Raw genomic sequence first — 18,223 nt, 5'->3', positions numbered from 1 at the left:
AGGAGTTGTCATGACTGCCACGACCACCCAGCCCAAGGCCGGGGCGTTCGACCGCAAAACGGGTCGCGCCGCGGCGAACCCCGAACGTCGTACCGGCGTTCTGCCCACGAGCGGCCACGTCGCCGTCCGCCCGCCGACGGCGGCGCACCTGTCCGACGAGGACGTCGAGCGCCTGGGCGCCGAACTCGACGCCATCCGTGACGAGGTTCTCGCCCAGCGCGGCGCCAAGGACGCGGCCTACATCAAGAAGATGGTCAAGATCCAGCGCGTCACAGAGCTCGCCGGCCGAGTCGCCATGATCGGTGCGCGCAGCCGTATCGCGTGGAGCGCGGGCGTCGGGCTCATCGCGCTCGGCAAGGTGCTCGACAACATGGAACTCGGGCACAACATCCTGCACGGGCAGTGGGATTGGATGCGCGACCCCGACATCCACTCCACGACGTGGGAGTGGGATTTCGTGGCGCCGGCCAAGGGCTGGCAACACACGCACAACGACCTGCACCACACGTGGACCAACGTCATCGGCAAGGACCGCGACGTGGGCTACAACATCCTGCGTGTCTCCGACGACCAGCCATGGAAGCCGCGCGACGTCTTCAACCCACTCGTCAACGCGCTGCTCGCGCCCACGTTCGAGTGGGGCATCGCGAGCTACGACATCGAATGGGATCAGTACAAGGCCGGGTACAAGACCCGCGAGCAGATGATGTCCGACCTGCGCGACCTGCGCGACAAGGCCGTCGGCATGGTGCTCAAGGACTACATCGCGACGCCGCTCGCGGCAGCAGCGGTCGGCGCCGTCGTCGGCAAGGCGTTCGGACGCCCCGCACGGTTCGCGTCGATCGCCGCACGTGCCCTCGGGGGCACGGTGGCCGCCAACGCGCTGCGCAACGTGTGGGCGCACTCGGTCATCTTCTGCGGGCACTTCCCCGACGGCGTCGACACCTTCGAGGAGGAGATGATCGACGGAGAGACGCGCGGTGACTGGTACGTGCGTCAGATGCTCGGCTCGGCCAACATCGACGGCACCCGCGTCTTCCACACCCTCACCGGCAACCTCAGCCACCAGATCGAGCACCACCTCTTCCCGGACTTGCCGAGCAACCGCTACATCGAGGTGGCCCCGAAGGTGCGCGACATCTGCCGCCGCTACGGGCTTCCCTACAACACCGGACGCTTCGGCCGTCAGCTCGGTTCGACGTGGAAGAACATCTGCGTGCTCGCCGTGCCGACCCGCGAGGAGTGGGCCGCCTACCGGGCTGCCTGATTTCCCCGATCGGCGCGCCACAGGAATCGCACAATTCCTGTGGCGTACCGCATAATGACCTGTATCACGCCCGCATGCTCCGATCGGAACGATATGGGCCCCGACGAAAGTTGACTCCCATGTCGCTCAAGACCCGTGCGCTCGCGGGCCTCGGCACCGCTGCTGTCGCCCTCTCCTTCGCCGCCCCCGCCGTCGCTGCTCCGACGCCGACGCCCACGGTGCCTCCGGCCGTCGCCCAGGCCGCCACGAAGCTTCCCCCGTTCCCGGGTGAGAACGCCACGGACGCCGAGATCGAGGCGTGGTTGACGCAGGCCGTCAAGACCATGGGTCTGCCGGCCTTCCCGGGCGCCGACGCCACCGAGGCCGAGGCTTACGCCTTCGTCAACGCTGTCGTGAAGATGTTCGGCCTGCCGGCCCTGCCCGCCATGAACGCCTCCGACGCCGAGTTCGAGGCGTGGGCGAACAAGGTCGCGAAGATGTTCGGTCTGCCGGCTCTGCCCTCCATGGACGCTTCCGAAGCCGAGTGGGAGGCCTGGTTCACCAAGCTCATCGGCATGGAAGGGGAGATGCCGAGCGTTCCCGGTGCCACCCCGTCGCAGCCCGCCGAGACGGCCCCGCCGGCCGCCGGCCCCATTGTCCAGACCGACCGCGTCGTCACGCAGTCGTCCAACACCACCGCCCTGACCGCCACGGGCTCCGTGGCAGCGCTCATCGCAGGTGCCGGCGTCGTCCTCGTCGCCCGACGTCGTCGCGCGATGCGCTGATCGGTTGCTCCACGCGAGCAAGTGGCGTCCGGCTTCGGCCGGGCGCCACCTTGTGTTTGCCGCGCCAGGGCGGGTTTCTCACGGGGTGTGGTGGCTGTTCGGTAGCAGTTGCCTTTGCATCACGCCCCGCGCCCTTGTTAAGAAGGAAGATCAGCCGGGAGGGCGAACGTGCCCTTCCACCCCCATCGTCGACACGAGAGGTGACGCATGTTCCACTCGAGCCGAAATCTTCGTCAGCGCAGCCGGAGTCGCCGGAGGCCTTGCCCTCCTCGGCACGGCGGGCATGGGTCTCGCGAGCGGCGCGAACGCCGCTACGTGGAGCCAGGCCAAGCCGACGCTTGACGCCATCAAGTTCTGCGAGAGCTCCAACTACTACCAGGCACAGAACCCGACGAGCACCGCCTCGGGCGCCTACCAGTTCCTCGACACCACGTGGCAGAGCCTCGACGCCTCGGCCGGGTACTCCCGGGCCAAGTACGCGCCGGCCTCGGTGCAGGACGCCGCTGCTCTCGAGCTCTACAACGAGATGGGCACCTCGCCCTGGGCTGCCAGCAGCAGCTGCTGGGCCAAGTAAAGCCCTCGCTTCACGATGCGGCGCTCATCCCCGATGCGGGATGGGCGCCGTTCGTCATGCGGTATCCCGCGCCACGCACCGTGACGATGTCGCGACGCCCGAAGGGACGGTCGAGCTTCGCACGCAGGTGACTGACGACCTGGTCGACGACGTTGGAGCCCGCTTCGTGGCCCGCGCCCCATACGTGATCGGCGATCCGAGCGCGCGAGATGACCTGGCCGGGATGACGCATGAGGAGTTCGAGCAAGGCGAACTCACGCGCCGACAGCGCGATCGTCACGGGCTCACCCTTATCCTCGCGGACGGCACAGCGTGCCGCGCGATCGAGGCGAAGGTCGCCCAGGGTGAGGTCGTCCGGCAGAAGCGTCGGCGGGCGGCGCGTCAGAGCTCGCAGGCGTGCCGCCACCTCCGCGAATGGCACGGGTGAGACGACGACATCGTCGGCGCCGGAATCGAGGGCCGCGACCGTCTCGTTGCTGCTGCCGCGGCGAGCCATGACGAGAATCGGCGCACTCTCGCCCTCCTCGCGCAGCGCCGCAATCGTGGGCACGTCGTGAACTCCCGGGCGTGAGGAGCAGACGACGACCACGTCGACGTCGGACTCGCCCGCCAGCCACAACGCCTCGCCCCGCGCCCGCGCCGACTCGACGACGTACCCCTCCTGCTCGAGGGCTGGATGCAGTCGTTCGGCCACACGGCCGCCTTCGTCCACGATGAGTGCTTTCATGCCGCAGAACGTAGGGAGCACGGCTTTGAGTTCGATAAGAACGGTCGCCGTGCTGAGGGGCGCCGTCGGGCGGCGAGGCGGGGCTGCGAAGGCGTCACTCGGACGGCGCCCTTCCCACGTAAATCACTGCGGATCAACGGGTTTCATCTCCACTTCGGCCACACTCCCGCTGCCTCGCGGCTGCTCACAGAAGGCACACAGCGTGTCGGCGGCGACATCCGGACGTCAGGCGGGGGCAACGAAGCCTCGTCACGGTTGATGACGTCAACCGATGAAAGGAACACCAGATGTCCCCCATGAAGAAGCCCATGCGAGTTCGAGCCATGACGGTCTCCGGTGGTATCGCCCTGCTCGGTGCAACCGGAGCCGGCCTCGCCGGCACCGCGAACGCCGCCACCACGTCGTCCGCGAGTTCCACGCTCGCCAAGATCAAGTACTGCGAGAGCGGCGGCAACTACCAGGCCGTGAACGCCTCGAGCGGCGCGTCCGGCGCCTACCAATTCCTCGACTCGACGTGGCGCAGCCTCTCGGCCGCGTCCGGCTACTCGACGGCCGCGTCGGCGCCTGCCTCCGTGCAGGACGCTGCGGCTCAGGAGCTCTACGCCCAGATGGGCACCTCGCCCTGGGCCGCGAGCAGCAGTTGCTGGTCGAGCATGACGAGCGCGCCGACCACGTCGTCGACGAGCACGACCGCGAGCGCGAACACCACTGCGGCCTCCAGCGCATCGACCGCTGCGACCACGGGCACGACCGCGGCCTCCTCCACGTCGTCCACCTCGCCGACGACGCAAACGGGCAAGGCCGCGAAGCCGCACGCCCCGAAGGCCCAGAAGCCGGGGGCCAAGCACGCCCACGCCCCCGCGAAGAAGGCTGCGAAGCCGCACGGCAAGGACGCGAACAAGCACGCGCCGCACGCGCACGGTGGCAAGCACCACGCGAAGCCGAACACGCCAAAGCCGGCGAAGAAGGCGTCGAACACGCTGTCGCCGAAGGCAGCTCACGCCCCGGAACAGGCCGCTGCCTGACGTTCACCGGCCCCCGCCGGCTCGCGCCCCTGCTCGCCCCCGAGGGCAGGACGCGGGTCGGCGGGACCCGCCGCGTCAGGCGGGGACGCGCGTCAGTCTCGACGCGTCGACTCGTACCACTCGGTGTACTCCTCGTGCGTCATGTCCCCGCTGATGACACGCATGTACTCCTCGCTGAATCCGCCCTCGTCCGCGGACTGCGGCCCCGACTCCATCTCCCCGAGCGACTGCGCGTTCGGATGGACCTTTCCACCTGAGGTCGCGCTCCCGCGCTCGTCGACGAACTCGGGGGCGAGGTTCGACTGCGGCGCCGGCGCGGGGCTCTCGCTCGGCTCGGCGTCGGGATCCACACCGTCGACCAGCGTGGAAATCTTCTTCGCGAGTTCCCAGTTCTCCGGCAGTACCTGGCGCTCCGGGCTCACCGAACAGGTAATCGGCCATCTCCTGACGAGGCACCCACACACCGCGCCCGGGCAGGTAGCGCTCGATGTTGCTGTTCGGGAGTTGCCGTATGAGAGCCCACGGCTCGCCGCCCGGATCCGAGATGACGAACCACCGCTCTTCGAGTCTGAATTCCATTTCTGACCACGCATCGAGCACGGGTCGTTCGAATCCTTGACTCCGGCGAGGACAAGACCGCGCGAATGGCGGATCGGGCGACGCGGTTCAGACCTGCGCGTCGACGCCCGTCGTTGCCCGAGCGTTCGGACTCTGCTCGGCTTCCTGGGTGCGCACCCACTCGGCGATGAGTCCGACGATCTCCTCGTGGCGGCGCACCCACTGGATGTGCCCGACGCGGATGGCGGCGTGACGGCGCGTCACCCGGGCTCGCGGCACGAGTTTCAACAATTCCTCGAGCGCCGTGACGGGCGCGAGTGGGTCCTCGGGCAACGAGATGGCCAGCACGTCACCGGTGTAGGCGGCGAGGGCATCGTCGTAGCTGCGCTCGGCGCCCTTGGGCCGCACGTGCCCCGTTCGGGCCAGCCGGGCCCAATCCGCGACGAGAACGCCCGACTGGCGCCCCCAGAACTTGAGTCGGTCGCCGGGCCAGTACCCCACGGTGCGCGCCACGAACGCCATGAAACCCGTGCCCAGGTAGGAGCGCAGGAACCCGTTGCGCTCGAAGCCTCGCCAGTAGGGGCTGCCCGTCGCGACCAGGGCGAGGCCACGCGGCGAGAAGCCGGCCCGGGTGGCGTCGTCGCCGGCGTGCATCGCCGCTGCGAACAGTGCGATGTGGGCTCCCAGGCTGTGACCGAGGATGTAGACGGGTGCCTCGGGGCGCTCCCGGTGCGCGTACGTCATCACTGCTTCGTGAACCTTCGTCGCGAGCGCGTCGTACCCGTAGGAGGAATGACGCCCGACGCCGCGCGGAGTCTCCCGGCCCGGGTACTCGACAACGACGTTCGCGAGGCCCGCGGCGGCAAGCGCCGGCGCCAGATGACGGTAGAAGCGAGCGGGCGTTCCGAACGCCGGCCAGACGACGAGCAGCGGTGCGGCCTCGTCCTCGGCGGGGGTGAACGTAACCTCGACGTGCTCTCCGGGCGCCCATTCCAGCTTCACTCGCCGAACATTACCGACGAGTCACATGGCATGAGACAAGATTGGGTCATGGAAACGCGTTCGTTGTGGCTCGTGCGCCACGGGCAGGCGTCGTTCGGCAAGTCCGACTACGACAACCTCTCCGAGGCCGGGCACGAGCAGGCCTACCTGCTCGGCAAGGACTTCGCCCGCCGCGGCATCACGCCGTCCCTGCTCGTGAGCGGATCCATGAAGAGGCATCGCCAGACGCTCGCGGAGATCGCCGCCGGCGCAGGGTGGACGCTCACCGACGTCACGGACGACACCGAGACGGCCGAAGCATCGGCCAAGGGTGACAAGACCAAGAAGGACAAAGCCGACAGGGCCAAGTCCGCCACGACGGACGTTCCCGACCTCGGTGCCGACATCAGCGTCACGCACGCCCCGCCCGTTCTTCGTCGGCGCCTCGACGAGCGGTGGAACGAGCTCGACCACCGCGCACTGCTCACGGCCTACAAGCCGGCGTACAAGAACATGCTCGTGCTCAAGGCCGACATGGTGCGCACGCTGCGCCCCCGCATCGCCTTCGAGGACACCTTCGCCAAGGCCGTCGACCGCTGGAGCAGCGGCGACTTCGACCACGACTACCCGGAGAGCTTCACCGAGTTCGCGACGCGCATCAACGATGCTCTCGGCTCGATCGTCGACGGCACCGAAGAGCACGTCGTCGTCGTGACGTCGGCGGGTCCGGTGTGCTGGACGATGGCGCACCTCGCCGCGGCCGACAGCCTCGACGCGTGGAAGCAGTTCACCCTCGCGGCGGTCAACACCGGCGTCACCCGCATCACGATCGACCGTCACGGCCCACACGTGCTCACGTTCAACGAGTTCACCCACCTCGACGGCCCGGATCTCGTGACGAACCGCTGAGCGGTGAACGCCCTGTCCGAGCCCAGGTTCGGGTGCGCGACAATGGCGGCATGACCGCACCGTCGACGACCCAGCTCCAGCTCACCCAGATGATGGGGACGCAGCAGACGAATCTTCTCGGAACGGTGCACGGCGGCAACGTCATGAAGTTCGTCGACGAGGCCGCCGGCTCCACGGCGGCCCGGTTCAGCGGCGGTCCCGCCGTGACGGCCGCGATGGACGAGATGGTGTTCCTCGCGCCGGTTCGCGTCGGTGATCTCCTTACCGTGAAGGCGCAGGTCAACTGGGCGGGCCGCACCTCCGTCGAGGTGGGCGTGCGCGTCGAGACGACACGCTGGGACGAGCTCACCGCACCCGTCCACGTCGCCACGGCCTTCCTCGTCATGGTGGCGGTCGACGAGAACGGAGCGCCGCGCACCGTGCCCGAACTCGTGCCGGAGACCGACGAGGACCGCCGCCGCTACCGCGCAGCCGAACTGCGTCGCGAGCACCGCCTGGCACGCCGTTCGGCCATTCAGGAGTTGGGCGCCGGCGAGGCGTCGCTCGAGCGTCCATGACGCTCACCCTGACGCAGCTCGCACAGTTCACGCTCGGGGCGGTTCTCATCGTCCTGCTGCCCGGCCCGAACTCCCTTTTCGTCGCGACGACGGCCGCAAAGGTTTCCCGCGCCGCGGGATGGCGTGCCGCTCTCGGCGTCTTCATCGGTGACGGCGTGCTCATGGTGCTGGCCGTGCTCGGCGCCGGCACGCTGCTGGCCGGCGGGTCGGTCTTCTTCCGCCTCCTGACGCTCGCAGGTGGCGCCTACCTCGCGTGGCTGGGTTTCGGTCTCATCCGCCAGGGCATCGCCCTGCGCCGCGAAGCTCGCCCTTCTGCCGCGGCGACAGGAGCAGAGCCGACGGAGACGACGCTCACGATGCACGACGCGCGCTACTGCCCGTTCCGCCGTTCGCTCGCGACGAGCCTGCTCAACCCCAAGGCGATCCTTTTCTTCGCGGCGTTCTTCGTGCAGTTCGTCCACCCCGACGATCCGCACCTGTGGAGCAACTTCGGCGTGCTGGCCGTCATCATGCAGTGCATCAGCGCCGCCTACCTCGCCACCGTCATCGCGGTGAGTGCGCGGCTGGGTCACCGCGCGAACGGCCGCCCGGGCCTGGCGATCGGCGCTCACCTCGTCGCCGGAACGGCCTTCTGCCTCTTCGCCATCAAGCTGGCCTCCGCCTCGTTCTGAGACGGTTGCGGCGTGGGTGCCCGCACGGCGAGGCCGCTCGGTAATGTGACTCGGGTCACGTCCCCGTGGAGAGGTCCGCCATGTTCAGCGCCGCCGTGTCCGAGTCCGTCGCCACCGCCCGTCGTAACGCCCTCGGAGACGTGCTGCGGCGCAGCGCTGCGCGTGAGCCGAACAAGCTCGCGCTCGTCCACCGCGACACGAGCTACACCTACGCCGAGCTGAACGAGCGTGTCAACGCGTGCGCGAACGCCTTGGCCGAACGCGGTGTGACGAAGGGCCAGCGCGTCGCCCTGCTGTCGCACAACAACGCCGGGTTCGTCGTCGTGACGTTCGCGCTCGCCAAGCTCGGCGCCATCTGCGTTCCGGTCAACTTCATGCTCAACGCCGACGAGGTCGCCTACATCCTCGAGCACTCGGGCGCCCGCGGCCTCATCGTCGAGGACGCTCTCGTGCGGACGGCGGAGCGCGCCATGGGCAAGGCGAGCACCGACATCGGCCTACGCGTCGTCATCGGCGCCGCGGCTCCCGAGGGTTGGGAGGCGAGCGACACGCTGCTCGCCCACGAGGACACGAGCGAACCCGTCGTCGACATCGCCGACGACGACCCGCTGCAGCTCATGTACACGAGCGGCACCGAATCGCGCCCCAAGGGCACGATCATGACGAGCCGCAGCCTGCTTGCGCAGTACGTGAGCTGCATCGTCGAAGGGCGCTTCTCGCGTGACGACGTCGCCCTGCACGCGTTGCCGCTCTTCCACGTGGCCGCACAGCACTGCATGCTGACGCCGTACGCCTCCCTCGGCGCGACGAACGTCGTCCTCGACGGCCCGGAGCCGGGCGCGCTGCTCGAGGCGATCGAGCGGCACGGCGCCACGAGCCTGTTCTGCCCGCCGACCGTCTGGATCTCGCTCCTGCGTCACCCGGATTTCGACACGCGTGACCTGTCGTCGCTCAAGCGTGGGTACTACGGCGCATCGATCATGCCGGTTGAGATCGTCAAGGAGCTGAGCAAGCGGCTGCCGAACATCGACCTGTTCAATTTCTACGGCCAGACGGAGATGAGTGCACTCGCCCTCGTCCTCGGCCCGGAGGACCAACTGCGCAAGCCGGGATCCGCCGGTCGTGCGGCGATCTACGTCGAGACGCGCCTGATCGACGACGCCGGCGACGACGTGGCCCCCGGAGAGGTGGGCGAGATCGTCCACCGCAGCCCGCACGCGACGTGGGGATACTGGAACGACGAGGAGAAGACGGCCGCAGCCTTCGAGGGCGACTGGTTCCACTCGGGCGATCTCGGCACGCGTGACGACGAGGGCTACATCACGATCGTCGACCGCAAGAAGGACATGATCAAGACCGGCGGCGAGAACGTCGCGAGCCGCGAGGTCGAGGAAGCCATCTACACCCACCCGGCCGTCGCGGAGGTCGCGGTGTTCGGTGTGCCGCACCCGACGTGGATCGAGACCGTCGCCGCTGCCGTCACGCCCAAGGAGGGCCACGACGTGACGGTCGAGGAGTTGCGCGCCTACTGCCGCGAACGGCTGGCGGGCTTCAAGACCCCGACCGTCATCGTCATCGTCGATGCGCTACCGAAGAACGCGAGCGGCAAGATCCTCAAGCGTGACCTACGTCAGGAGCACGCCCAGGCGCAGCCGCTGGACGTGCCTCAGGGCTGACGCGCGCCGGCGACGTCCTCGGGGTAGCCCTCGTAGAACGGCACGTAGCCCTCCTTCGTCAGCACCCAGACGCGGTCGTCGCCCGCACCGGCGTAGCCCGCGTCGCGCAGTTCGACCTTGCGCGACTTGAACGTCGACGTCTGCTCGAGCGACTCGACCTCACGCACGAACAATGGCACGGCGTACTTGGGCAGCATCTCGGCGAGGCGGCCGGCCACGTCACTGGAGTCGAAGTCCTCGCGCAGGACGACGGCAGCCATGCCCGCACGGCCGTCGCTCCCCGGAACCTCGACGCCATAGACGGCACAGTCCTGCACCTGCGGGAGGCGCTCGAGCGCAGCCTCGACCTCGGTCGTCGCGACGTTCTCACCCTTCCAGCGGAAGGTGTCGCCGAGGCGGTCGACGAAGGCCACGTGTTGGAAGCCCTGACGGCGCACGAGGTCGCCGGTGACGAACCAGCAGTCACCCTTGCGGAAGCCGTCACGCAGCAGCTTCTTCTCGGTCTCACCCTCGTCGGTGTAGCCGTCGAACGGCTGGCCGGAGGTCACCTTGGCGAGTAGGAGGCCGGCTTCGCCGGTCTTGACCTGCTCGAGGCGGCCCTTCGCGTTGCGCAGCGCGTCGCCGGTGTCCGGGTCGTAGCGGACGACCTTGTGCGGCAGCGGGCACGTGCCGGCGGTCTCGTCGAGGTTGTAGGCGTTGATGAACGCGATGTTGCACTCGCTGGCGCCGTAGAACTCGGCGATGCGCTCGATGCCGAACCGTTCCTGGAACTCGCGCCAGATGTCGGTGCGCAGACCGTTGCCGACGATGACACGCACGCGGTGCTGACGCTCGATCGGACGCTCGGGCTGGCCGAGCAGGTAGCGGCACAGTTCACCGATGTAGACGAACGAGCTCGCGTCGAAGCGGACGATGTCGTCCCAGAAGTTCGAGACCGAGAACTTGCCCGCAATGGCCATGGACGCGCCGCCGTTGAGCACCGCACCGAGCGCGACCGTCACGGCGTTGTTGTGGTACAGCGGGAGGCAGCAGTAGAGCGTGTCGTCCGGTCGCAGGCGCACGCCGAGACCGCCGAGACCGGAGTAGGACTTGAGCCAGCGGTGGTGGCTCATGATCGAGGCCTTGGGCATGCCCGTCGTGCCCGACGTGAAGATGTAATAGGCCTTCTCGTGGCCACGCGTCTCGGCGCACTCGGACGGGTTCTGCGCGGCAGGTGCGGGCGCACCATCGGCGGCGGCGCGCATCTCGTCGAGCGTCATGACGTTCTGCTGCCCCGCGGAGGGCGCGGTCTCGAGGCTCTCGCGCAGCGACTCCTCGAGGACGACGACGCGGGCGTCGAGAATGCCGAGGCTGTGGTCGAGTACGTCCCCGCGCTGGTTGTAGTTGAGCAGGCCGCTCACCGCGCCGAGCTTCACCGTCGCGAGCATGACGAGCAGCATGTCGATGGAGTTGTGGGAGAGCAGCCCCACGACGTCCCCGCGCTTCACCCCGGCGTCGCGCAGCACAGACGCGTACCGGTTGACGCGTTCGTTGGCCTCGCCGTAGGTGAGGCGGCCCTCGTCGGCGATGACAAAGGTGCGCTCGGGCTGCTTGCCCGCAAGATCCTGGAAGACGGCCCCGATGGAGGACTTCGTCGTCGGCCGCCGCACGAGCAGACCAGGGGCGTTGCGAGCCACCTGCCCCAGCTCTGGGGTCATGCGGGCCATCCCGCGGGCCATGTCCAGCACAGTCACTCGGCGACGCGTCGACACGCAAATCACTTCCTTGTTCCTCGAGTCGGGGTCTGGCGTAAACCCTACCTACGCGGAAGTAACAAAGCAGCGGCGTACTCGAACTTCATGGAAATTGCCATAGCCGGGTACTGCAGAGGACGAGGGCCCCACACATGCGCTTGCCGAACGTCCGTCTGGGCGAAGCACCGCTCCCAACCTGAAGAAACGTGAGTATGCCAGCCCCTCTCGAGCCTCGATACACGCTCAACGATGTCGCCGATCGCGCAGGTGTCGCCATCTCGACGGCTTCGCTCGTGTTCAGCGGTAAGGGTCCCGTGGCCGAGCCCACGCGCGAGCGTGTGCTGAAGGCCGCGGCCGACCTCGACTACGGCGGGCCCAACCCCCTCGCGTCGTCACTGCGACAAAGACGCTCGGGCATCCTCGGCGTCTTCGCCGAGGGACGTCTGATGAACTCCTTCAGCGACCCCTTCGTCGTCAGCATCCTCGACGGCCTGGCTCAGCACCTCGGGCAGAACTCCGCCGGCATCCTGCTCATGCCGGCACAGGGCGCCGGCCAGGACGAACTCGTGCGGCGCACAGCGGGCATCCCGCTCGACGCCGTGGTCTTCCCGCTCGGCGGGTATGTCTCCTCCGCGCTCCTCGAGCATCTGCGTCACCGTCGCATCCCGCTCGTGGGCACCGGTTACCCCGAGGCAGACGACGTCCTGCACCTCCGCATGAACGAGCGCGGAGCCGCTCGGGCGATCGCGCAGCACATCTACGACCTCGGGCATCGTGACGTCGCACTCATCCAGCTTCCCGGCGCCAAGCCCAACGCTCAGCGAGACGTCATGAACCCCGAGGCGCTCGATCGCACTGCAGGCTTCCTCGAGGTGTTCCCCGAAGCCGTCGTCATCACAGCGGGCGAGAGTTCCTACGAGGCCAGCGAACGCCTGTTCTCCGACAGTCACCCCTTCACAGCTATCGCGGCGCAGTCCGACCTGATGGCCGTGGGAGCGATCCGAAGCATCGGCGCACACGGCCTCTCCACACCAGCCGACATCAGTGTGGCCGGCTTCGACGGCATCGACCTTCCTTGGCTGGTGGGCACCCTCACCACGATCGACCAGCGTGGCCAGGAAAAGGGCCGCACTATTGCGGACATGGTGACATCCGCTCTGGCAGGTACGCGGGAGAACCGTGAGCATTCGTTCACTCTCGTCCAGGGCACGTCGACGGACGCTCCCCCGCAGCACGCCCACGCGTGACATCTGCTTGACGCTCCCCCTCCGGAACGCAGCAAAGGCCCCCGTCGGCGACGGGGGCCTTTCTGCTACCCACTTCTCGAGCTGAGCAAGTCGACGGGAGATGTTCTCGACGCACACGGATCGAGGATTTGCTTTTGGGCATGCGGAAGGCCCTGAACCCGACTGGTCATGTTGTGTGCTCCGAGCCAACCCGATTGATGGGGGCTTCGAGGAACACTGCACATGACGTGATCGTCTTGGTTCAGGGCCTTCTCTTTTGAAGGAGTCCGGCGGTGTCCTACTCTCCCACACCCTGGCGAGTGCAGTACCATCGGCGCTGAAGGGCTTAGCTTCCGGGTTCGGAATGTGACCGGGCGTTTCCCACTTCGCTATAACCACCGTAACACTATGAAACTAACCAACTCATCTGACGAGATGTGGTTGTTGTTTCAGAATTACACAGGGACGCGAGCACCAGAACAATTGGTGATGTTTTAAGTTGTCGGTTTATTAGTACCGGTCAGCTTCACTCATTACTGAGCTTCCACATCCGGCCTATCAACCCCATCGTCTCTAGGGAACCTCTCAACACCGTAGTGTCATGGAAACCTTATCTTGAAGCGTGCTTCCCGCTTAGATGCTTTCAGCGGTTATCACTTCCGAACGTAGCCAATCAGCCGTGCCCTTGGCAGAACAACTGACACACCAGAGGTTCGTCCATCCCGGTCCTCTCGTACTAGGGACAGGTCTTCTCAAGTTTCCTACGCGCACAGCGGATAGGGACCGAACTGTCTCACGACGTTCTAAACCCAGCTCGCGTACCGCTTTAATGGGCGAACAGCCCAACCCTTGGGACCTACTCCAGCCCCAGGATGCGACGAGCCGACATCGAGGTGCCAAACCATGCCGTCGATATGAGCTCTTGGGCAAGATCAGCCTGTTATCCCCGGGGTACCTTTTATCCGTTGAGCGACGGCGCTTCCACAAGCCACCGTCGGGTCACTAGTCCCCACTTTCGTGCCTGCTCGACATGTCTGTCTCACAGTCAAGCTCCCTTGTGCACTTACACTCAAAACCTGATTGCCAACCAGGCTGAGGGAACCTTTGGGCGCCTCCGTTACCCTTTGGGAGGCAACCGCCCCAGTTAAACTACCCATCAGGCACTGTCCCTGATCCGGATCACGGACCGAAGTTAGGAGCTCAATACGACCAGAGTGGTATTTCAACAATGACTCCACACCAGCTGGCGCCAATGCTTCACAGTCTCCCACCTATCCTACACAAGCCGTACCGAACACCAATACCAAACTGTAGTAAAGGTCCCGGGGTCTTTCCGTCCTGCTGCGCGTAACGAGCATCTTTACTCGTACTGCAATTTCGCCGAGTTCGTGGTTGAGACAGTGGAGAAGTCGTTACGCCATTCGTGCAGGTCGGAACTTACCCGACAAGGAATTTCGCTACCTTAGGATGGTTATAGTTACCACCGCCGTTTACTGGGGCTTAAATTCTCAGCTTCGCCACACAAAGTGACTAACCAGTCCTCTTAACCTTCCAGCACCGGGCAGGCGTCAGTCCGTATACATCGAATTACTTCTTCGCACGGACCTGTGTTTTTAGTAAACAGTCGCTTCTCCCTGGTCTCTGCGACCCTCACCCCTAGCACGCAAGTGCTTCAAGGCTTGGGCCCCCCTTCTCCCGAAGTTACGGGGGCATTTTGCCGAATTCCTTAACCACGATTCACTCGATCGCCTTAGTATTCTCTACCTAACCACCTGAGTCGGTTTGGGGTACGGGCGGCTCGAACCTCGCTAGAAGTTTTTCTCGACAGCATAGGATCACCCTACTTCCCACATACGTGGTCACCATCACATCTCAGCCAATACGACGTCCGGATTTGCCTAGACGTTCGGCCTACATGCTTGAACGGGGACAACCATCGCCCCGCGGAGGCTACCTTCCTGCGTCACTCCATCGCTTACCTACTACACGATCGGGTCCCACGCTCCCCATGAACAATGAGCCCGAAGGCTCGGCGTTCATGGTTCGGGTGGTTAGCATCCCGTGGTTCAGTATGGGCGGTTCTTCGCCGGTTCCGGAATATCAACCGGATGTCCATCGACTACGCCTGTCGGCCTCGCCTTAGGTCCCGACTTACCCAGGGCAGATTAGCTTGACCCTGGAACCCTTGGTTATTCGGCGGACGGGTTTCTCACCCGTCATTCGCTACTCATGCCTGCATTCTCACTCGTGTAGCATCCACGACTCGATCACTCGGCCGCTTCACTCGCCACACGACGCTCCCCTACCCAACAACACCCCCGTTAAGGGTATGTGTGTCATTGCCACAGCTTCGGTGATGTGCTTGAGCCCCGCTACATTGTCGGCGCAGAATCACTTGACCAGTGAGCTATTACGCACTCTTTAAAGGGTGGCTGCTTCTAAGCCAACCTCCTGGTTGTCACAGCAACTCCACATCCTTTCCCACTTAGCACACGCTTAGGGACCTTAGCTGATGATCTGGGCTGTTTCCCTCTCGACTACGAAGCTTATCCCCCGCAGTCTCACTGCCACGCTCTCACTTACCGGCATTCGGAGTTTGGTTGACGTCAGTAACCCGGTGGGGCCCATCAGCCATCCAGTAGCTCTACCTCCGGCAAGAAACACGCGACGCTGCACCTAAATGCATTTCGGGGAGAACCAGCTATCACGGAGTTTGATTGGCCTTTCACCCCTACCCACAGCTCATCCCCTCAGTTTTCAACCTAAGTGGGTTCGGTCCTCCACGCCGTCTTACCGGCGCTTCAACCTGGCCATGGGTAGATCACTCCGCTTCGGGTCTAGACCCAGCGACTCAAACGCCCTGTTCGGACTCGCTTTCGCTACGGCTACCCCACACGGGTTAACCTCGCCACTGAGCACTAACTCGCAGGCTCATTCTTCAAAAGGCACGCCGTCACCCCACACAGAGGCTCCGACGGATTGTAAGCACACGGTTTCAGGATCTATTTCACTCCCCTCCCGGGGTTCTTTTCACCTTTCCCTCACGGTACTAGTCCGCTATCGGTCACCAGGGAATATTTAGGCTTAGCAGGTGGTCCTGCCAGATTCACACGAGATTTCACGGGCCCCGTGCTACTTGGGAAACAGCACAACACAGCCAGCTATGTTTCGTCTACGGGAGTCGCACCCTCTACGCCCAGCCATTCAAAACTGTTCGACTACACAACTGGTTTCTTACTGCGCACCCTGCTGTCAGACAAGGTCAGCACTGTCCCACAACCCCACAACCGCAACCCCTGACAGGTCTCACACGATCATGGTTTAGCCTCATCCGCTTTCGCTCGCCACTACTCACGGAATCACTCTTGTTTTCTCTTCCTGTGGGTACTGAGATGTTTCACTTCCCCACGTTCCCTCCCAACACCCTATGTGTTCAGGTGCAGGTGACCAGACATGATTCTGGTCGGGTTTCCCCATTCGGAAATCCCCGGATCACAGCCTGTTTATCGACTCCCCGAGGCATATCGCAGATTACAACGTCCTTCATCGGTTCCTGGTGCCAAGGCATCCACCGTGTGCCCTTAAAAACTTAAAGATCACAGATACTAGATGCTCGCGTCCACTGTGTAATTCTCAAACAACACGCCACACACCAACCAACCCACCACAACCACACCCGCAGCAACCAATCCTGGTCCCTACAGATCCGATCGTTCGTGGCCGGGCTGTCAGTGCCAGCCAAACCCCAGAACACGCATGATGCATGTCCTGAGAACCCAACAACGCGCCAATCACACCCACCACCCCACCTCGGCCAGCCCGTTCCCCACACTCACAGCGATCACTCCCGCGAAGGAGTCCTCGTTGCATGTGTCGTACTTGAGCTTGCTCGAGCGAGCAGTACGTGCACCATGATCATCGTTCCACCCAGCACACTCCCATCACACACGCGGTGATGCAAGAGCTCATGTGCTCCTTAGAAAGGAGGTGATCCAGCCGCACCTTCCGGTACGGCTACCTTGTTACGACTTAGTCCCAATCGCCAGTCCCACCTTCGACGGCTCCCCCCACAAGGGTTAGGCCACCGGCTTCGGGTGTTACCAACTTTCGTGACTTGACGGGCGGTGTGTACAAGGCCCGGGAACGTATTCACCGCAGCGTTGCTGATCTGCGATTACTAGCGACTCCGACTTCATGGGGTCGAGTTGCAGACCCCAATCCGAACTGAGACCGGTTTTTTGGGATTAGCTCCACCTCACAGTTTCGCAACCCTCTGTACCGGCCATTGTAGCATGCGTGAAGCCCAAGACATAAGGGGCATGATGATTTGACGTCATCCCCACCTTCCTCCGAGTTGACCCCGGCAGTCTCCCATGAGTCCCCACCATCACGTGCTGGCAACATGGAACGAGGGTTGCGCTCGTTGCGGGACTTAACCCAACATCTCACGACACGAGCTGACGACAACCATGCACCACCTGTACACCAGTCCGAAGACGCACACATCTCTGCATGATTCCGGTGTATGTCAAGCCTTGGTAAGGTTCTTCGCGTTGCATCGAATTAATCCGCATGCTCCGCCGCTTGTGCGGGCCCCCGTCAATTCCTTTGAGTTTTAGCCTTGCGGCCGTACTCCCCAGGCGGGGCGCTTAATGCGTTAGCTGCGGCACGGAACTCGTGGAATGAGCCCCACACCTAGCGCCCAACGTTTACGGCATGGACTACCAGGGTATCTAATCCTGTTCGCTCCCCATGCTTTCGCTTCTCAGCGTCAGTAATGGCCCAGAGACCTGCCTTCGCCATCGGTGTTCCTCCTGATATCTGCGCATTTCACCGCTACACCAGGAATTCCAGTCTCCCCTACCATACTCTAGTCTGCCCGTACCCACTGCAGAACCGGAGTTAAGCCCCGGTCTTTCACAGCAGACGCGACAAACCGCCTACAAGCTCTTTACGCCCAATAATTCCGGACAACGCTCGCACCCTACGTATTACCGCGGCTGCTGGCACGTAGTTAGCCGGTGCTTCTTCTCCAGGTACCGTCACGTTAGCTTCGTCCCTGGTGAAAGAGGTTTACAACCCGAAGGCCGTCATCCCTCACGCGGCGTCGCTGCATCAGGCTTTCGCCCATTGTGCAATATTCCCCACTGCTGCCTCCCGTAGGAGTCTGGGCCGTGTCTCAGTCCCAGTGTGGCCGGTCGCCCTCTCAGGCCGGCTACCCGTCGTCGCCTTGGTAGGCCATTACCCCACCAACAAGCTGATAGGCCGCGAGTCCATCCCCCACCAAAAAATCTTTCCACCAACACACCATGCAGTGATTGGTCATATCCAGTATTAGACCCAGTTTCCCAGGCTTATCCCAGAGTAGGGGGCAGGTTACTCACGTGTTACTCACCCGTTCGCCACTAATCCACACCAGCAAGCTGGCGCTTCATCGTTCGACTTGCATGTGTTAAGCACGCCGCCAGCGTTCGTCCTGAGCCAGGATCAAACTCTCCGTCAAAAAAAATCTGTATCCCAGCCGAAATCAAACGGTGACACCACACCACCACCCA

13 protein-coding genes and 3 rRNA genes are annotated in these 18,223 nt (G+C 64.4%); 9 read left to right on the top strand and 7 right to left on the bottom strand.

All coding sequences use genetic code 11. The annotated features are described in order from the left end of the window. The first annotated feature begins 10 nt into the window (after positions 1-10). The 3 genes from H7F30_RS04660 to H7F30_RS04650 all read left to right on the top strand — a co-directional run bounded on the left by H7F30_RS04660 (position 11) and on the right by H7F30_RS04650 (position 2,605). Positions 11-1,267, top strand: coding sequence for an acyl-CoA desaturase (locus H7F30_RS04660; RefSeq protein WP_187037056.1), 1,257 nt, complete (start codon positions 11-13; stop codon positions 1,265-1,267). A gap of 119 nt (positions 1,268-1,386) precedes the next feature. Continuing rightward, positions 1,387-2,031 carry a hypothetical protein gene (locus H7F30_RS04655; protein WP_187037055.1) on the top strand — a complete coding sequence of 215 codons (645 nt, stop codon included), beginning with the start codon at positions 1,387-1,389 and terminating at the stop codon, positions 2,029-2,031. Between the two features lie 283 nt (positions 2,032-2,314). Next, a complete protein-coding gene (locus H7F30_RS04650) occupies positions 2,315-2,605 on the top strand; it encodes a transglycosylase family protein (RefSeq protein WP_187037053.1) in 291 nt (96 codons plus the stop codon). 10 nt (positions 2,606-2,615) lie between these two features. Here the strand turns inward: H7F30_RS04650 and H7F30_RS04645 are convergent, their stop codons facing one another. After that, entirely contained in the window at positions 2,616-3,332 is a 717-nt protein-coding gene (locus tag H7F30_RS04645; RefSeq protein WP_187037051.1) for a response regulator transcription factor, read from the bottom strand. 287 nt (positions 3,333-3,619) lie between these two features. Between H7F30_RS04645 and H7F30_RS04640 the strand changes: the two genes are divergently transcribed. Beyond that, the gene (locus H7F30_RS04640) at positions 3,620-4,357 is read left to right on the top strand and encodes a transglycosylase family protein (protein WP_187037049.1); all 738 of its coding nucleotides are present in this window, start codon (positions 3,620-3,622) and stop codon (positions 4,355-4,357) included. Positions 4,358-4,449: 92 nt separating this feature from the next. Here H7F30_RS04640 and H7F30_RS04635 read toward each other — a convergent pair whose 3' ends face one another. Both H7F30_RS04635 and H7F30_RS04630 read right to left on the bottom strand, forming a co-directional pair. Next, positions 4,450-4,779, bottom strand: coding sequence for a hypothetical protein (locus H7F30_RS04635; RefSeq protein ID WP_187037047.1), 330 nt, complete (start codon positions 4,777-4,779; stop codon positions 4,450-4,452). A gap of 244 nt (positions 4,780-5,023) precedes the next feature. Further along, positions 5,024-5,917, bottom strand: a complete 894-nt coding sequence (locus tag H7F30_RS04630; protein ID WP_129666930.1) for an alpha/beta fold hydrolase — start codon at positions 5,915-5,917, stop codon at positions 5,024-5,026. A gap of 48 nt (positions 5,918-5,965) precedes the next feature. Here H7F30_RS04630 and H7F30_RS04625 point away from each other — a divergent pair, with 48 nt between their 5' ends. The 4 genes from H7F30_RS04625 to H7F30_RS04610 all read left to right on the top strand — a co-directional run bounded on the left by H7F30_RS04625 (position 5,966) and on the right by H7F30_RS04610 (position 9,709). Next, positions 5,966-6,805: a histidine phosphatase family protein gene (locus H7F30_RS04625; RefSeq protein WP_118914266.1), complete on the top strand. Its 840-nt coding sequence runs from the start codon at positions 5,966-5,968 to the stop codon at positions 6,803-6,805. Positions 6,806-6,855: 50 nt separating this feature from the next. After that, on the top strand, positions 6,856-7,362 hold the full coding sequence (locus tag H7F30_RS04620) for an acyl-CoA thioesterase (RefSeq protein ID WP_118914264.1): 507 nt from the start codon (positions 6,856-6,858) through the stop codon (positions 7,360-7,362). After that, positions 7,359-8,033: a leucine efflux protein LeuE gene (leuE, locus tag H7F30_RS04615; RefSeq protein ID WP_187037045.1), complete on the top strand. Its 675-nt coding sequence runs from the start codon at positions 7,359-7,361 to the stop codon at positions 8,031-8,033. The genes H7F30_RS04620 and leuE overlap by 4 nt, the downstream gene beginning before the upstream one ends. A gap of 80 nt (positions 8,034-8,113) precedes the next feature. Next, positions 8,114-9,709: a fatty acyl-CoA synthetase gene (locus H7F30_RS04610; RefSeq protein ID WP_047313013.1), complete on the top strand. Its 1,596-nt coding sequence runs from the start codon at positions 8,114-8,116 to the stop codon at positions 9,707-9,709. On the opposite strand, the gene H7F30_RS04605 is transcribed toward H7F30_RS04610, so the two are convergent. Continuing rightward, complete coding sequence (locus tag H7F30_RS04605) at positions 9,700-11,442, bottom strand: long-chain-acyl-CoA synthetase (RefSeq protein WP_255464957.1); 1,743 nt, start codon at positions 11,440-11,442, stop codon at positions 9,700-9,702. The genes H7F30_RS04610 and H7F30_RS04605 overlap by 10 nt on opposite strands. Before the next feature lie 212 nt (positions 11,443-11,654). Between H7F30_RS04605 and H7F30_RS04600 the strand changes: the two genes are divergently transcribed. Further along, the gene (locus tag H7F30_RS04600) at positions 11,655-12,689 is read left to right on the top strand and encodes a LacI family DNA-binding transcriptional regulator (protein ID WP_222617857.1); all 1,035 of its coding nucleotides are present in this window, start codon (positions 11,655-11,657) and stop codon (positions 12,687-12,689) included. 264 nt (positions 12,690-12,953) lie between these two features. Here H7F30_RS04600 and rrf read toward each other — a convergent pair. The 3 genes from rrf to H7F30_RS04585 form a co-directional block, all read right to left on the bottom strand. Next, a 5S ribosomal RNA gene (rrf, locus tag H7F30_RS04595) occupies positions 12,954-13,071 on the bottom strand. An 87-nt stretch (positions 13,072-13,158) separates the two neighbouring features. Further along, positions 13,159-16,263, bottom strand: a 23S ribosomal RNA gene (locus H7F30_RS04590). Between the two features lie 385 nt (positions 16,264-16,648). Further along, positions 16,649-18,171: ribosomal RNA gene (locus tag H7F30_RS04585) — 16S ribosomal RNA — on the bottom strand. The 16S, 23S and 5S rRNA genes sit together here, the layout of an rRNA operon. Positions 18,172-18,223 lie beyond the last annotated feature (52 nt).

Origin of the sequence: Dermacoccus sp. PAMC28757 (assembly GCF_014302635.1) — a bacterium.
Taxonomy (GTDB): Bacteria; Actinomycetota; Actinomycetes; order Actinomycetales; family Dermatophilaceae; genus Dermacoccus; species Dermacoccus abyssi.
Note: the sequence above shows the minus strand (reverse complement) of the source record. Positions and strands in the feature narration are given on the sequence as shown.

Bases quoted from the DNA above. Each gene is read 5' to 3' on its own strand.
- H7F30_RS04640 (WP_187037049.1), top strand. From the start codon at position 3,620: ATGTCCCCCATGAAGAAGCCCATGCGAGTTCGAGCCATGACGGTCTCC.
- H7F30_RS04660 (WP_187037056.1), top strand. From the start codon at position 11: ATGACTGCCACGACCACCCAGCCCAAGGCCGGGGCGTTCGACCGCAAA.
- H7F30_RS04655 (WP_187037055.1), top strand. From the start codon at position 1,387: ATGTCGCTCAAGACCCGTGCGCTCGCGGGCCTCGGCACCGCTGCTGTC.
- H7F30_RS04645 (WP_187037051.1), bottom strand. From the start codon at position 3,332: ATGAAAGCACTCATCGTGGACGAAGGCGGCCGTGTGGCCGAACGACTG.
- leuE (WP_187037045.1), top strand. From the start codon at position 7,359: ATGACGCTCACCCTGACGCAGCTCGCACAGTTCACGCTCGGGGCGGTT.
- H7F30_RS04620 (WP_118914264.1), top strand. From the start codon at position 6,856: ATGACCGCACCGTCGACGACCCAGCTCCAGCTCACCCAGATGATGGGG.
- H7F30_RS04610 (WP_047313013.1), top strand. From the start codon at position 8,114: ATGTTCAGCGCCGCCGTGTCCGAGTCCGTCGCCACCGCCCGTCGTAAC.
- H7F30_RS04600 (WP_222617857.1), top strand. From the start codon at position 11,655: ATGCCAGCCCCTCTCGAGCCTCGATACACGCTCAACGATGTCGCCGAT.
- H7F30_RS04625 (WP_118914266.1), top strand. From the start codon at position 5,966: ATGGAAACGCGTTCGTTGTGGCTCGTGCGCCACGGGCAGGCGTCGTTC.
- H7F30_RS04650 (WP_187037053.1), top strand. From the start codon at position 2,315: ATGGGTCTCGCGAGCGGCGCGAACGCCGCTACGTGGAGCCAGGCCAAG.